The following is a 15,469-nucleotide window of genomic DNA, read 5'->3' as shown; positions in this document are numbered from 1 at the left end:
CGAGGTGCGGACTGCACGGACTGCACTATGCACGCGCGGCCAGGAATCCCACCAGCAGCGCGAGTCCCGCCACTGCCCCCAGCGTGTGCCAGGGCTTGTCATGCACGAATTCATCGGCGTAGCCGGCTGCGTCGCCGAGCTTGCCCGAGAACACGCTGCTCGCGCCATTCATCTGCGAACGCGCCGACTTCAGCTTCGCTTGCAGGTCGCGCCGCAGCTTGTCGGCGTCGATGTCCTTCGCGCCGTGAATCGAGCTTTCCAGATCATCGAGCAGGCTGCGCAACTGGCTGCTGGCCGTATCGACCGCGTCGCTCGCACCGCGCACTGCGCGCTCGCCGACGTTGGCTGCGCCATTGATTTTGCTGTCGAGCGTCGAACGTGTGAACAATCCCATTTCCTTGCTCCTTTATTGACGTTGCCGAATAAGATTAGCGCCGGATTCGCCGCCTGCCACGATTTATCTCAACCGCCTGACGACCGTTCGTTTGTCGCCCCGCGCAGGCTTGTCGACCGGTTGCGCGCGGGGCCGGCGAATCCAGATTCATCGAATCAGCAAGGATCATTCCTCGACCATCGCGCCCAAGTCCACTTCGCGATCGTTGCGGGCGTGGCGGCGCATCGCGAGCGCCATCATCAGGCAGACGAACAGGCCGAAGACGACGATGATCCACTGCACCGGCACCTGGATGGTCAGCAGCACTGCGTAGGCGCCGAGCATCGCCAGGACGGCGAGGTTCTGGTTGAAGTTCTGCACCGCGATGGAATGTCCCGCCGACAGCAGGGTGGCGCCGCGATGCTGCAGGATCGCGTTCATCGGCACGATGAAGAAGCCCGACAGGCCGCCCAGCGCGATCATCAGCGGATAGGCCATCAGGATGTAGGCGGGCGCGAACCACGGCCCGATATGCACGCCCGCGCCGGCCGGAAACAGATCCTTGTTGTAGAAGGCCATCGCCACCGATACCGCGCCGATCAGCACGCCCACCGGCAGCACCTTCAGCGACTGGCGCAGCACGATCCACGCGGATGCCGCCGCCGCTCCGAGCGCGATGCCCACGCCCGTGATGCCCTGCAGCACGGCCGCCTTCGACAGCGACAGCCCGAGGTTCGCGTCGGCCCACTTGAGCACCAGCAGTTGCAGCGTGACGGCGGCGCCCCACAGCAGCGTCGTGACCCACAGCGCGATCTGTGCGAGCCGGTCTTTCCACAGCACCTTGAAGCAGTGCGAGAAGTCATGCACGAGACGGGTCGGCTGGTTCAGCAGGTTCGGATAGCGCGCGCCGGTATCGGGAATGAACGCGTTGATCGCCGCCGCCGACGCATAGATCAGCATCACGGTGAACAGCGCGGCGTGCGCGGCGGTGTGCACGAAGGGCACGTGCGCCTGCGCGACCCAGTGCGTGACCACCTGGCTCACGAGCGCGCCGCCGATCACGGTGCCGAGGATCGTCGAGCCGACCGTCGCGGATTCGAGCCACGCATTGGCCGCGATCAGTTTCTGCGGCGGCAGGAGTTCGGTGAGGATGCCGTATTTCGCGGGCGAATAGGCCGCCGCGCCGAGACCCACGACGCCGTACGCGATCATCGGATGCACGCCTGCGATCATCAGCGCGCAGCCGGCCGCCTTCAGCGCGTTCGAGATGAACATGACGTGGCGCTTCTGGATGGCGTCCGCAAACGCGCCGACGAAGGGCGCGAGCACCACGTAGGAAACGGTGAAAAAGATCTGCAGCAGCGGCGTGACCCAGGGCGCCGACTGCACGACGGCGAGCATGGCGATGGCGGCGATCAGGAGCGCATTGTCGGCGAGCGACGAGACGAACTGCGCGGCGATGATCGTGTAAAAGCCTTTTTTCATGACGGGCTCGATGGCAGGCTCGGCGCGCGGTCCCGAAGCACAGCGCAGACGGGACGCGCATCGCCCGATGCGGCCGGGGCAAAAGAGTGCATCGTAACGGAGCCCCGCGATCGATGCAGACCCGGCGCGCGTGCGGAAACCTGCGGAAAAAGCGCGGCGCGGCCTGGGTACGGCTTATTCGCCGGTCAGGCGCGTGCGCGAGTACATGTCGAGGATCTTGATCATCTGCGCGTACACCTTCGGGTTCGCTGCGACGATCTCGTTCTTGAACAGGAAGTCCGATTCGCCCGTGTAGTTGCCGACCAGACCGCCCGCTTCGGTGACGATCAGGCTGCCCGCCGCGACGTCCCACGGATGGATGCCCTGCTCGAAGAAACCGTCGAGCCGGCCCGCCGCGACGTTCGCGAGGTCCAGCGCCGCCGCGCCCGGACGGCGCAGGCCCGCGCACGACAGCGTCATCTCGCTGAACATGCGCATGTAGGCGTTGAGGCCCTGGCCGTCGCGGAACGGGAAGCCCGTGCCGACCAGCGCGTCCGACAGCCGGTCCAGCTTGCCGACGCGAATCCGGCGCTCGTTCAGATACGCGCCGCGGCCGCGCGAGGCGGTGAACAGGTCGTTGCGGGTCGGATCATAGACGACGGCCTGCTGCACCACGCCCTTGTGCGCGAGCGCAATCGATACGCAGTAATACTGGAAGCCGTGAATGAAGTTGGTGGTGCCGTCGAGCGGGTCGATGATCCACTGGAACTCGGACTCGCGCTCGGTTTCGCCGGATTCTTCGGCGAGGATGGAGTGGTCGGGATAGGCGGTGGTCAGCGTCTCGATGATCGCGGCTTCGGACGCCTTGTCGACTTCCGTCACGAAGTCGTTGTGCTGTTTCTTGCTGATCTGGATGCGGTCCAGGTCCAGCGACGCGCGGTTGATGATCTGTCCGGCGCGGCGCGCGGCCTTGACAGCGATATTGAGCATCGGATGCATGAGCGAAATCCTCTGGCCGCCGGCGCGTTCGAACCCACGCGCAGGCGAAAAAGTTGGCGACAACGACTGTCGACGAAAGACGAATTGAATAAGAGCGAGGCGGCCGCAAGACAGTCGGAGTGAATCCGGCCGCCATTCACGACGCGCGAGGGCGCCATTTTACCCGAAACTAGGCCTCGGGCCGCGCCTCGGCATGCGTCATGCAGCCCGCGCGTCGGCCGGCCGACAAAAGCGCGTTAACATGACGGGCTCGAATGCTCCATTTCCGGCCTTTTACTCAGCTTGTTTAGCTTACTCAGCACGAACCGCGCCTTGGACACCAACGATCACCTCCCGCCCGCCGACGGTTTTACCTCCACCCGCTTCGTCCTCGTCGAACCGAGTCATCCGGGCAATGTCGGCGCGGCCGCGCGCGCGCTCAAGACCATGGGTTTCGCGCGCCTCGTGCTCGTCGCGCCGCGCGTCGCGGACGTGAAGAACACGCCGGAAGCCATCGCAATGGCTTCCGGCGCCGATGACGTGCTCGCCTCCGCGCACGTCGTCGACACACTCGCCGATGCGCTCACCGGCGTCCGCTGGTCGGTCGCGCTGACGGCGCGCACCCGCGAATACGGTCCGCCGCAGATGCCGCCCCGCGCGCTGGCCGAGCGTGTCCACGAATTCGTGCGGCACGGCGACATCGCACTCGTGTTCGGCAACGAGCGCACCGGGCTCTCGAATGCCGATGTCGAACGCTGCAGCGCGCTCGCCCATATCCCGGCCAATCCGGCCTACAGCTCGCTCAACCTCGCGCAGGCCGTGCAGGTGCTGGCGTACGAACTGCGTCTCGCGTTCCAGGCGCCTGCCAGCCCGCTCGCGCTCGTCGAAACGGCGGGGCAGGGCGCGTCCAGCGAAGAAATCGAGGGCATGTATGCGCATCTTGAAGAAGCGCTGGTCGCGCTGGCATTTCTCGATCCGGCCAACCCGAAGAAGCTGATGTCGCGCGTGCGGCGGATGTTCGCGCGCTCCGGGCTGGAGCACGAGGAAGTCAACATCCTGCGCGGCATCGCCAAGCACGTGCTGCTGCAGGCGGGGAAGGATCGCAAGGCGTAGTTGCCAGACCCGAGGAAGGACCGGCCGACCGCATTCGCATCGTGGGCATCGCGGCAGACTCCGCGCGCTCGTCCTACAATCGCCGGAAAACGGCCCGAGCCGATATAAGCTTTGCGCGTTCCGTGCTATGCAGGCAGCCGCCGCACGGAACGGCGCGGGCTCCGTCCTTGCCTTTGTCCCTGTCCCTGTCCCTCAATCGAGACCTCGCCATGTTCGACCGACTTCGCGAAGACATCGCCGCCATCCGCGAGCGCGATCCCGCCGCCCGCAGCGCATGGGAAGTCGTGACCTGTTATCCGGGGCTGCACGCCATCGTGCTGCATCGGTTCGCGCACGCGTGCTGGCGCGGCCAATGGCGCTGGCTCGCGCGTTTCGTGTCGCAGGTCGCGCGCTTTCTCACCGGCATCGAGATCCATCCGGGTGCGACGCTCGGCCGGCGCGTGTTCATCGATCACGGCATGGGCGTCGTGATCGGCGAAACCGCGGAAATCGGCGACGACTGCACCATCTATCAGGGCGTGACGCTCGGCGGCACTTCGCTCACGCGCGGCGCGAAGCGTCATCCGACGCTTGAGCGCGGCGTGATCGTCGGGGCCGGGGCGAAGGTGCTCGGCGGCTTTACGGTGGGTGCGGAGGCGAAGATCGGCTCGAATGCCGTGGTGGTGAAGCCGGTGCCGGCAGGCGGCACGGCGGTCGGCAATCCGGCGCGCATCGTGATGCCGGCGGTCGGCAGGAAGCCGGCCGAAGCGCCGGCGCGCGACGGCTTCTGCGCCTACGGCATCACGCCGAACGCCGACGATCCCATGTCCCTCGCCATCCACGGCCTGATCGATCACGCCTCGACGCAGACACAGCGCATCGACGAGATGGTCGCGGCGCTGGAGCGGCTCGGCGCGCGCATGGAAGCGCTGAATCCGGCGGACGGCGCGGCGCTCATCGACCTCAAGCGCCTGTGCACGTCGATGGACGGCAAGACCAGCGCCGCCGCCGTGCAAACAACGGCGGACACTGCCCGCTGACCCGTCACAGCGGCAGCGCGCGCAGGCCCTGTTCGTCCAGACGCAGATAGCCGCCGCGCGGCGCCGCGACATCGAGTTCCCAGTCGGGCAGCACCCAGCGCACGCCTTCGACCTCGCGATGCATCGCCGGGCGGTGCGTGTGCCCGTGAATCAGCGTATGCGTGTGGCTCCCGATGAACAGCTCGGAGACGGCCTTCTTCGTGACGTCGTATTTGGGCGCGGCGCCCGCCATGCGGCCGCCTTCGCGCTGCGTGCTCTTCGTGCGCATGCGCTGGCCGATGCCCATGCGCGTCTCGAGCGGCAACGCGAGAAACAGGCGCTGCGCAATGCGGTTGCGCGCGAGCGCGCGGAAGGCCTGGTAGCCGCGATCGGCGGTGCAGAGTCCGTCGCCGTGCGCGAGCACGATGCGCTTGCCGAAGCCCGTAATGACGAACGGCTCGGGCAGCAGCATGGCGCCGGCGTCCTTCATGAAGCGCGGACCGAGCAGGAAGTCGCGGTTGCCGTGCATCACATACAGCCCGATGCCGCGTTCCGACAGCGTATGCATCAGCCGCGTCATGCGGCGCGCGAAGGCCGCGCGCGGGTGGGACGAGGGCGCATCGAGGATGTCGTCGCCGATCCAGAATTCGAACAGGTCGCCGAGAATGAAGACGGAATCCGCCTCGTTCGCGGTGACCTCGACGAAATGCTCGAACGCCGTGACCGTGTTCGGCAGCGCCTCGCTCAAGTGCAGGTCGGAAATGAAAAACAGCGGGCGCGGCTGTTTCGCCGCTCCCGCTGCGCCGCGATCGAATGACGCGTTCGTAGCGATCATGCAGTGACCGCGATCAGACCACCACGGCCTTCTCGATCACCACGTCGTCCGCCGGCACGTCCTGATGGAAACCCTTCGAGCCGGTCTTCACCTTCTTGATCTTGTCGACCACGTCCATGCCCTCGACCACGCGGCCGAACACGGTGTAGCCCCAGCCCTGCGGCGTCGGCGACGAGTGGTTCAGGAAGTCGTTGTCCTTCACGTTGATGAAGAACTGCGCGGTGGCCGAATGCGGGTCGTTCGTGCGGGCCATCGCGACGGTGTAGTTGTTGTTCGACAGGCCGTTGTTGGCTTCGTTGGTGATCGGCGCGTCGGTCGGCTTCTGCTTCATGCCCGGCTCGAAGCCGCCGCCCTGAATCATGAAGCCGTCGATCACGCGGTGGAACACGGTGTTGTCGTAGTGTCCCTTCTTCACGTAGTTGAGGAAGTTTTCCACCGACTTCGGCGCCTTCTCGGCATCCAGTTCGATCTTGATGACGCCGTGGTTCGTATGCAGTTCGACCATGATTGTGTTCTCCAGTGTTCCAGTATGTTGATTGGGGCCGTGGCGCGGCCTGATGACGACGGCGCCACGGGCGCGAAGGGCGTTGCGGATTACTGCGAGACCACGCTTGCCGATTCGATGACGGTCGGCTTCTGCGGCACGTCCTGCATCGGGCCGCGCGTGGTGGTCGGGCTTCCTTCGATCTTCTTCACGACATCCATCCCGGCCACGACCTTGCCGAACACGGCATAGCCGCTGCCGTCCGGGCTCGGATAGTCGAGACCCGCATTATCGACCGTATTGATGAAGAACTGGGCCGTGGCCGAATTCGGGTCGCTGGTGCGCGCCATCGCGATGGTGCCCGTCAGGTTCTTCAGGCCGTTCTTGCTTTCGAGCGGGATCGGCGCGCGCGTCGGCTTCTCAGCAAAACTCGTGCTGAAGCCGCCGCCCTGGATCATGAAGCCCGGAATCACGCGATGAAAGATCGTGCCGCTGTATTGACCGGACTTCACGTAGCTCAGAAAGTTCGCAACCGTCTTCGGCGCCTTTTCCGGATACAGCTCGACCTTGATGTCGCCTTGCGTGGTCTTGAGGAGCACGGTGGGGTGCGCTGCCTGTGCGTTGGGCTGGGCGAACGACGGCGCGCTCGCGATCAGGGCAGCGCTCGAAAGCGCCAGCATCAGGAATTTCATGAAGGATCGATCCTCGTGTGGTGATTGCTATGCGTCAGCCGCGAAAGCCGGTTTGCGAAGCAGGCGTGGCGGAAGGGTGCCGGAAGTGCGTTGGAACCGTGCCGCGAGGCGACAGCTTACCGCGCGCCGCGCCGGATGCCGAACCGGCGCGTGCTCAGTGCCGTGCGCTCAAGGCCGCGTGCTCGGCGCGATGTACGGCGTGCTCGGCAGCGGGCTGCTCGGGCCGCCGAAGGGCGAGTAATCGTCGGGCGAGGGCACCGTCGACGTCGCGCTGCTTCCCGAGGTTGACCCTGAAGCCGGCGCCCATTCGTCCGCGCCGCGCGCCGCTGCCGCGCCCGAAGCGCCCGATGCCGCCGCGGCCTCCGCCCCGCGCTTGCGCGCCGGCGGCGTATAGATGTTCTGGATGGCCGTGATGCGCCGGGCCGTGAGCGGGCTCTTCGAGCCGAGCGTCTGCGCGCGCTTGTACGATTCGCTCGCGAGCCGCAGGTACAGGTCGCCGAGATTGTCGTAGGCGAGCGCATAGCCGGGGTTGGCCTTCACCGCCGTTTCGAGCGCCACGCGCGCGTCGTCATAGCGGCCTTTCTTCGCATAGAGCGCGGCCAGGTTGTTGTACGGCTCCGGCAATTCGGGATAAGCCTGCGTGAGCTCGGTGAATGCGGCGATGGCGTCGTCGTCGCGGTTCAGGCGGGCGAGCACGGTGGCGCGCTTGAACTTCGCCTGGACGTCGCGCGGATGGCTCGCGATGCGCGCATCGAGTTGCGTGAGCGCGGCGCTCCAGTCCTTGTTCGCAATGGCCGAGTCGATTTGCGGCGTATCGTCGCGCGTGGCGGGCGAGGTCTGCGCGAACGCGGCGCCCGAGCCGCCGAGGCAGAGCGCGAGCACGGCGAGCGAGCGCGCCGCGAATGCACTGAGGGTCCCGGGCACGAGCCGGCGGGAAAGTGGCGAAGACATGCGCGCTGAGCGATGAGTCACTTGGGATCGATTCAATGATTGATGCTGCGAAGGATGCCGGAAAGCGGCCAAAGCGTGCAACGAAAAAACCGGCGGCAGCTTCGGCGCACGAACCGTGACGGAGCCTGAAACAATCCCTTCGGCGGGTGCTTCGAACGGGCTTTGCGCCCGGCCCGGAACGCGCCTTGCAAGGCCCGCTGTCCGGCCGCCTGGGGTTTTCATAGGCTCAAGTCCCGGTGTTATACTCCGACCCATTCTAACAAAAGGTCTGCACGTCCCGCGCACGCGTCTTGCCTCTTGTCTCCGGGTTCGTTCCCGCGAGCAGTGCATGCGGCGCCGAGTCCAGACTTTCCTTTGCCACTCGTGGCCGTGTCCGTCCAGGTCGCATGACCGTCGTGTTCGCGCTCGCGTGTGGGTCTCGTCGCTCCCCGAACACGCCGCTCCCGTGCACGCCGCTTTTACCCGGCACACGGTGGTTTCCGTTCTACGTTTTGCCATCTATGAACTCGCTGCGCATCTACAACACGCTCGCCCGTGACAAGCAAACCTTCACGCCGCTTCGCGCCGGCGAGGTGCGCATGTATGTCTGCGGAATGACGGTGTATGACTACTGTCACATCGGTCACGCGCGCGTGATGGTGGTGTTCGACATCGTGCAGCGCTGGCTGCGCGCGCTCGGCTACAAGGTCACATACGTGCAGAACATCACGGACATCGACGACAAGATCATTCGTCGCGCCGTGGAGAACAACGAGCCCATCAAGGCGCTCACGCATCGCTTCATCGAGGCCATGCATGAAGACGCGGCGGCGCTCGGCGTCGCGCGTCCGGACCTCGAACCGCGCGCGACCGACTACATCCCGCAGATGCTCGGCATGATCGATGCATTGCAGTCGAACGGCTATGCCTACCAGGCGAAGGACGGCGACGTGAACTTCGCGGTGCGCAAGTTCGCCGACTACGGCAAGCTGTCCGGCAAGTCGATCGAAGACCTGCGCGCCGGCGAGCGCGTCGCCGCGAACGATGCGAAGGAAGACCCGCTCGACTTCGTGCTGTGGAAGCAGGCGAAGGCGGACGAGCCTGCCGATTCCGGCTGGGACTCGCGCTGGGGCCGCGGCCGTCCGGGCTGGCACATCGAATGTTCGGCGATGGGCTGCACGCTGCTCGGCGACCAGTTCGACATCCACGGCGGCGGTCAGGACCTGCAGTTCCCGCATCACGAGAACGAGATTGCGCAGAGCGAAGGCGCGACGGGCCAGACCTTCGTGAACTACTGGATGCACAACGGCTACGTGCAGATCGATAACGAGAAGATGTCGAAGTCGCTCGGCAACTTCTTCACGATCCGCGAAGTGCTGAAGAAATTCGACGCCGAAGTGGTCCGCTTCTTTATTGCACGGGCACACTATCGTTCGCCGCTGAACTACAGCGACGTGCACATCGACGACGCCCGCAACGGACTCACGAGGCTGTATACGGCGTTGAAGGATGTCGAGCCGGACGATCAGCCACTTGACTGGAACGAGCCGAACGCGCAGCGTTTCCAGTCAGCAATGAACGATGACTTCAACACGCCGCTGGCGGTATCCGTGCTGTTCGATCTCGCGAGCCAGGTGAACCGCTCGCGCGACGCGGCGTCCGCGCGCCAGCTGAAGGGTCTCGCCGGCGTGCTCGGCCTGCTCGTGCGCGAACCGCGCGTGTTCCTGCAGCAGGCCGCGGGCACGGGCGAGGCGCCGGGACTGACGCCGCAGGAGATCGAAGCGAAGATCGCCGGGCGCGTCGCCGCCAAGCAGGCGAAGAACTATGCCGAAGCAGACCGGATTCGCGCTGAATTGCTCGAAGCCGGTATTGCCCTTGAAGACAAACCGGGTGGGTCGACCGAATGGCGCCGCGTCTGAACGCGGACCTTCGAACCCTCTGATCGACTCACCAGGCAGGAGGCACGATGGCAACGGCCAGGAAGACGCCGGTCAAGCGACCCGCGTCTGTTAGCGACACGCCGCGCGCAATGAAGCGCACGCGCGTCGCGCGAACGGAAACACACGTGGAAGGTCAGGCTGCAGCGGACACGCGAAAGATTGACGGCGCGGGCGCGGTGAACGGCCGCAAGAGCGCGCTCAAGCACGCGGACGGCGGCAAGCCAGCTATCGACGTGACACGCGACGTGACTCGCGACGTGACACGCGCCGCGAAGGCCGCACGCCCGAATGGCGCCGCGGGTAACGCGCGCGCTGCGAAGGCCAACGGCCGCGCCGCGGACGACGCGCACGCGCAGGCGCTCGTGCCGGATGCGCGCGAGGGCGAGATCGTCCGCAAGTCGCACGCCGTCACCGCCGACGCGGTGAAGCCGGTGCAGATCGGCGGTCTCACGCGCGAAGCCGTGCGTCCCGACTACTGGGATCGCGCGTGTGCGGACCTGATGAAGCGCGACCGCATTCTCAAGAAACTGATCCCGAAGTTCGGCGAGATTCATCTCGTGAATCTGGGCGATCCGTTCTCGACGCTCGCACGTTCCGTGGCGGGCCAGCAGATCTCGACGAAAGCCGCGCAGGCCATCTGGGAACGCGTGAAGACCGCGTGTCCGGAGATTCATCCCGCGCGCTTCATCCGGCTCGGCCACGACAAGTTGCAGGCATGCGGCCTGTCGCGCCGCAAGGCCGAATACATTCTCGATCTCGCGCAGCATTTCGAGAACGGCGCGCTGCACGTCGACGCGTGGACCTCGATGGACGACGAAGCGGTGATCGCCGAGCTCACGCAGATTCGCGGCATCGGCCGCTGGACGGCGGAGATGTTCCTGATCTTCAACCTGTCGCGCCCGGACGTGCTGCCGCTCGACGACCTCGGCCTGATCCAGGCGATCAGCGTCAACTATTTCAGCGGCGAACCGGTCACGCGCAGCGAGGCGCGCGAAGTGGCGGCCAACTGGGAGCCGTGGCGCACGGTCGCGACCTGGTACATGTGGCGCAGCCTCAATCCGATTCCGGCCGATCACTAGACCCGACGCAAGCTACGACTCAAGGACGCGCGCAGGGGCGTGCGTGGCAGGCGCGCTTGGGCGGGCTATCGTTGCTTTATAATCGATAGTTCGCGCGCGAATTTTAGAGGGACGGACGCGGTTAGAATACGCGCTGCCCGATGTTTCCCAGGACTCGAACACATGAAGACCACGTTTCTGGATTTCGAGCAGCCGATCGCTGAACTCGAAGCGAAGATCGAAGAACTCCGCTTCGTTCAGGACGATTCCGCTGTCGATATTTCGGAAGAAATCGAGCGGCTGTCGAAGAAGAGCCAGCAGCTCACGAAGGATCTCTACCAGAACCTGTCGCCCTGGCAGGTGTCGCAAATCGCGCGTCATCCGCAGCGTCCGTACACGCTGGACTATGTCAGCGAGCTGTTCACCGACTTCCACGAACTGCATGGCGACCGCGCCTTCGCGGACGACCTCGCGATCGTCGGCGGCTTTGCGCGTTTCAATGGCCAGCCGTGCATGGTGATCGGTCATCAGAAGGGCCGCGACACGAAGGAACGCGCGCTGCGCAACTTCGGCATGCCGCGTCCGGAAGGCTATCGCAAGGCCGAGCGTCTGATGCGCACGGCCGAGAAGTTCAATCTGCCCATCTTCACCTTCGTCGATACGCCGGGCGCGTATCCGGGCATCGGCGCGGAAGAGCGCGGGCAGTCGGAAGCCATCGGCCGCAATCTGTATGTGATGGCCGAACTCAAGACGCCGATCATCACGACGATCATTGGCGAAGGCGGTTCGGGCGGCGCGCTGGCTGTGGCGGTCGCGGACGTCGTCATGATGCTGCAGTTCTCCACCTATTCGGTGATCTCGCCGGAAGGCTGCGCGTCGATTCTCTGGAAGAGCGCGGCCAAGGCGCCGGAAGCGGCCGAGGCGCTCGGTCTCACCGCGCATCGCCTGAAGGCGCTCGGTCTGATCGACAAGATCATCAACGAACCGCTCGGCGGCGCGCATCGCGATCCGAAGGGCATGGCCGCGCTGCTGCGCCGCGGACTCGCCGACTCGCTGCGCCAGTTCCAGGGCATGAGCGCGAGCGAACTGCGCGAACGCCGCTTCGACAAGCTGATGGCCTACGGCAAGTTCAAGGAATCGATCCCGGGCGCGTAAGCGGCCCGAGGCATCCTTCCACCGCGCTGTTCATCTCTCACTCACGAAGCCATCGTGACCTCCGACCGTGACACACCCGCCGGCCGCCTCGTCATCGAAGCGGTGCGCGCGGCGGTCGTGGACGCGGCGCTTCCCGAGCATTCCCTCCTGGCCGTCGCACTCAGCGGCGGGCTCGATTCCACCGTGCTTCTCGATGCCGCCGTGCGCTGTTTCGGCGCGGCGCGGATGGTCGCATTCCATGTGCATCACGGGCTGAGCCTGAATGCCGACGCATGGGACACGCATTGCGAGCGCTACGCGGCGTCGCTCGGCGTGACCTATGAGGCGCGCCGGGTCGAGGTCGCGCGTGCAGGCGGCGAAAGCCTGGAGGCGGCGGCGCGCGATGCCCGTTATCGCGCACTCGACGCCCTGTGCGACGAACACGGCGCGGCTGCGCTGCTGATCGCCCATCACGCCGACGATCAGGCCGAAACGGTGCTGCTGCAACTGTTGCGCGGTGCGGGCGTCGCGGGTCTCGCGGCGATGGCGCCGCAGCATGCGGACGGCGCCGTCGCGCGTCTGCGGCCGCTGTTGCGGCTGTTGCGCGCGCAGCTCGAACAGTACGCGCACGAGCGCGACCTGAGCTGGATCGACGACGAATCCAATGCCGACACGCGCTACGCCCGCAACGCGCTGCGACACGACGTGCTGCCGGTGCTCGCGGTGCATTTTCCGGGCTTTCGCGATGCGCTCGCGCGCACGGCGTCGCATGCGGCGTCCGCGCAGCGCCTGCTGGATCAACTGGCGCGCATCGATCTCGCGCAGGCCGGGCATGACGGCGAGCCGGATGCGCTCAGGCTCGACGCCTTGCTCGCGCTCGAACCCGAGCGCGCGATCAACCTGATGCGGCACTGGATCCGCGCGTGCGGGTTGCAGGCGGCATCGACGGCGCGCCTCGCCGACATGCTGCGCCAGCTGCGCGATACCGCCGCCGCGCGCGACGGCCATGCGCTGCGGATCGATCACGCGGGTCACTGCCTGCGGGCGTATCGGAACGCGCTGTTCTGGGAAGCGGGCGACAGCGCCGATGCCCCCGATCTCGACGCCGGCGCCGGCGCACCGAGAAGCGCTGTGGAACGGCAATGGCAGGGCGAGGAAGTCTGGCGCCTGCCGCAATGGCGCGGTTCGTTCGTGTTCGAGCCGGCGGCTACTTCCGATGGCGACACGGTGAGCGAGGGCGTGCTGCGCACCGCGCCGCTCGTCGCGCGCTCGCGGGCAGGCGGCGAGCGCGTGCGCGTGGCGGCCGAAGCGCCGAGCCGCACGCTCAAGAACCTGTTTCAGGAGCGCGGCGTGCCGGCCTGGAAGCGCGATGTGCCGCTGCTGTTCATCGGCGAGGCGCTGCTGTATGTGCCGCACCTCGGCGTGAATCGCGAGGCGGCGCCTTCCGCGGCGCACGGGCCGTTGCGGCGCATCTCCTGGCGGCCGGATCTGCTGCTGGCTTGAGGCAGCCGCGGGCAGCCGCGGGCAGCTGCGCCGGAACCGGTAAAAGCGTCCGCGCCGCCGCTTCGTCTTGTAATTTCAGCCTCGATCGGGTACGGTAACTTGTTTTCGCCCAGCGTGTTTTTGCGCGGCAACGCCGTTCAAAAGACCCGAATTCGTCCGCAACCACGCACCCGTGCGCGCCGCATCCTGATCGCAACCTGATCCAGACGAGTCGGCGGGCAGGCGGCAGCGCCCCCCGCATCGAGCCGGCTTCACCACCCTCCGAAGTCCCGCGAAGCACCGTGGCGCGCGTATCGAGCGCTCTCGCGTTGGCGCGTGAAGCGCGGTTTTCCCTTCAGTTCAAGAACGACAATGGCACTCATCGTACACAAATACGGCGGCACTTCGATGGGCTCGGTCGAGCGCATCAAGAACGTCGCCAAGCGCGTCGCCAAATGGCATCGGGCCGGCCACAAGATGGTCGTCGTGCCTTCGGCGATGTCCGGCGAAACCAATCGCCTGCTCGGTCTCGCGCGAGACATCAAGGCGGACCCGGACCCGCGCGAACTCGACATGATTGCCTCCACCGGCGAACAGGTGAGCGTCGGGCTGCTCGCCATCGCGCTGCATGCCGAAGGCCTCGAAGCCGTGAGTTATGCCGGCTGGCAAGTGCCGATCAGGACCGACAGCGCGTTCACGAAAGCGCGCATCAGCGAAATCGACGGTGAGCGCGTGCTCAAGGATCTCGATGCCGGCAAGGTCGTCGTGATCACGGGCTTTCAGGGCGTGGATCCCGAAGGCCATATCGCGACGCTGGGCCGCGGCGGTTCGGATACGTCGGCGGTGGCGATCGCGGCGGCCATGAAAGCCGACGAGTGCCTGATCTATACCGACGTCGACGGCGTATATACGACCGACCCGCGCGTGGTCGAAGAGGCGCGCCGGCTCGACCGCGTGACCTTCGAGGAAATGCTGGAAATGGCGAGCCTAGGCTCGAAGGTGCTGCAGATCCGCTCGGTGGAGTTCGCCGGCAAGTATCAGGTGAAGACGCGCGTGCTCTCCAGCCTGACCGATCCGCTGATGCCGCTCGACACCGAGATGCACTCCGGCACCCTGATCACTTTTGAAGAAGACGAGAACATGGAAAAAGCAGTCATCTCCGGCATCGCGTTCCAGCGCGACGAAGCGCGCATCGCGGTCATGGGCGTGCCCGACAAGCCGGGCGTCGCGTATCAGATCCTGGGACCGGTCGCCGATGCGAACATCGACATCGACATGATCATCCAGAACCAGAGCGTGAACGGCAAGACCGACTTCACGTTCACGGTCGGCCGCGGCGACTATGCGCGCGCGCTCGAGATCCTGAACGGCCAGGTCAAGGGTCACGTGCAGGCGGAAACCGTGCTGGGCGATCCGAAGGTGTCGAAGGTGTCGGTGGTCGGCGTCGGCATGCGTTCGCATGTGGGCATCGCGAGCACGATGTTCCGCACGCTGTCGGAAGAGGGCATCAACATCCAGATGATCTCGACGTCGGAAATCAAGATCTCGGTGCTGATCGACGAGAAATACACCGAACTCGCCGTGCGCGCGCTGCACAAGGCGTTCGAGCTGGATCGGGCGTAAGCGCGAGGATGACAGGCGTGTGAAGGCTCGCGGGCCTTTCTGGTGCGGCACCGGGTCATGCATGGCGATTTAAAAAAATCATCATGCGAATTTGACCGGCGTGAGCAGACACGCTATTATCTCGATCTCGTTGCGCTGCACTCCCGGCGTAACGGAAAGTTTGGGAGACGTGGCCGAGAGGTCGAAGGCACTCCCCTGCTAAGGGAGCATCTGGGCCAAAACCTGGATCGAGGGTTCGAATCCCTCCGTCTCCGCCAGTGATGGCGGAAAAAAGCCCCGCAAGGTTAAAAACTTGCGGGGCTTTTTGTTTGGGTCTTCGGGCAAGACCGGGTGTTGATCAAGATTCCGAAACGATCGCCGATGGC

At 65.7% G+C, this 15,469-nt stretch carries 14 protein-coding genes and 1 tRNA gene; 8 read left to right on the top strand and 7 right to left on the bottom strand.

The window, feature by feature from the left end:
- Positions 1-25: 25 nt before the first annotated feature.
- From QCE83_RS08810 to QCE83_RS08800, 3 genes are all read right to left on the bottom strand, one after another.
- On the bottom strand, positions 26-394 hold the full coding sequence (locus QCE83_RS08810) for a glycine zipper domain-containing protein (RefSeq protein WP_309808806.1): 369 nt from the start codon (positions 392-394) through the stop codon (positions 26-28).
- Positions 395-559: 165 nt separating this feature from the next.
- The gene (lplT, locus tag QCE83_RS08805; protein WP_309808803.1) at positions 560-1,858 is read right to left on the bottom strand and encodes a lysophospholipid transporter LplT; all 1,299 of its coding nucleotides are present in this window, start codon (positions 1,856-1,858) and stop codon (positions 560-562) included.
- Between the two features lie 174 nt (positions 1,859-2,032).
- A complete protein-coding gene (locus tag QCE83_RS08800) occupies positions 2,033-2,836 on the bottom strand; it encodes an inositol monophosphatase family protein (protein WP_309808802.1) in 804 nt (267 codons plus the stop codon).
- Between the two features lie 312 nt (positions 2,837-3,148).
- Here QCE83_RS08800 and QCE83_RS08795 point away from each other — a divergent pair, with 312 nt between their 5' ends.
- Together QCE83_RS08795 and cysE are read left to right on the top strand one after the other, a co-directional pair.
- Complete coding sequence (locus tag QCE83_RS08795) at positions 3,149-3,928, top strand: RNA methyltransferase (RefSeq protein WP_309808800.1); 780 nt, start codon at positions 3,149-3,151, stop codon at positions 3,926-3,928.
- A 185-nt stretch (positions 3,929-4,113) separates the two neighbouring features.
- The gene (gene cysE, locus QCE83_RS08790; RefSeq protein ID WP_309811571.1) at positions 4,114-4,947 is read left to right on the top strand and encodes a serine O-acetyltransferase; all 834 of its coding nucleotides are present in this window, start codon (positions 4,114-4,116) and stop codon (positions 4,945-4,947) included.
- A gap of 4 nt (positions 4,948-4,951) precedes the next feature.
- Here the strand turns inward: cysE and QCE83_RS08785 are convergent, their stop codons facing one another.
- The 4 genes from QCE83_RS08785 to QCE83_RS08770 form a co-directional block, all read right to left on the bottom strand.
- Positions 4,952-5,761: a UDP-2,3-diacylglucosamine diphosphatase gene (locus tag QCE83_RS08785; protein ID WP_309808797.1), complete on the bottom strand. Its 810-nt coding sequence runs from the start codon at positions 5,759-5,761 to the stop codon at positions 4,952-4,954.
- A gap of 13 nt (positions 5,762-5,774) precedes the next feature.
- A complete protein-coding gene (locus tag QCE83_RS08780; protein WP_309808795.1) occupies positions 5,775-6,266 on the bottom strand; it encodes a peptidylprolyl isomerase in 492 nt (163 codons plus the stop codon).
- 89 nt (positions 6,267-6,355) lie between these two features.
- Complete coding sequence (locus QCE83_RS08775) at positions 6,356-6,937, bottom strand: peptidylprolyl isomerase (RefSeq protein WP_309808793.1); 582 nt, start codon at positions 6,935-6,937, stop codon at positions 6,356-6,358.
- Between the two features lie 168 nt (positions 6,938-7,105).
- The gene (locus QCE83_RS08770; protein ID WP_309808791.1) at positions 7,106-7,888 is read right to left on the bottom strand and encodes a tetratricopeptide repeat protein; all 783 of its coding nucleotides are present in this window, start codon (positions 7,886-7,888) and stop codon (positions 7,106-7,108) included.
- Positions 7,889-8,388: 500 nt separating this feature from the next.
- On the opposite strand from QCE83_RS08770, the gene cysS reads away from it, so the two are divergent.
- The 6 genes from cysS to QCE83_RS08740 all read left to right on the top strand — a co-directional run bounded on the left by cysS (position 8,389) and on the right by QCE83_RS08740 (position 15,361).
- Positions 8,389-9,786 (top strand): cysteine--tRNA ligase, encoded by a 1,398-nt coding sequence (gene cysS, locus QCE83_RS08765; RefSeq protein WP_309808789.1) that lies wholly within the window; start codon positions 8,389-8,391, stop codon positions 9,784-9,786.
- 47 nt (positions 9,787-9,833) lie between these two features.
- The gene (locus QCE83_RS08760) at positions 9,834-10,886 is read left to right on the top strand and encodes a DNA-3-methyladenine glycosylase (RefSeq protein WP_309808786.1); all 1,053 of its coding nucleotides are present in this window, start codon (positions 9,834-9,836) and stop codon (positions 10,884-10,886) included.
- A 162-nt stretch (positions 10,887-11,048) separates the two neighbouring features.
- Positions 11,049-12,020: an acetyl-CoA carboxylase carboxyltransferase subunit alpha gene (locus QCE83_RS08755; protein ID WP_309808783.1), complete on the top strand. Its 972-nt coding sequence runs from the start codon at positions 11,049-11,051 to the stop codon at positions 12,018-12,020.
- Between the two features lie 54 nt (positions 12,021-12,074).
- Positions 12,075-13,502, top strand: a complete 1,428-nt coding sequence (gene tilS, locus QCE83_RS08750) for a tRNA lysidine(34) synthetase TilS (protein WP_309808780.1) — start codon at positions 12,075-12,077, stop codon at positions 13,500-13,502.
- A 351-nt stretch (positions 13,503-13,853) separates the two neighbouring features.
- Positions 13,854-15,104, top strand: coding sequence for an aspartate kinase (locus tag QCE83_RS08745; protein ID WP_309808778.1), 1,251 nt, complete (start codon positions 13,854-13,856; stop codon positions 15,102-15,104).
- Between the two features lie 163 nt (positions 15,105-15,267).
- Positions 15,268-15,361 (top strand) — tRNA-Ser (locus tag QCE83_RS08740).
- The last annotated feature ends 108 nt before the right edge of the window (positions 15,362-15,469 follow it).

The sequence above is a fragment of the Caballeronia sp. LZ034LL genome, assembly GCF_031451215.1.
In the GTDB taxonomy this organism is placed as follows: domain Bacteria; phylum Pseudomonadota; class Gammaproteobacteria; order Burkholderiales; family Burkholderiaceae; genus Caballeronia.
The sequence above is the reverse complement of the archived record's forward strand: the minus strand, read 5'-3'. Positions and strand labels throughout refer to the sequence as shown.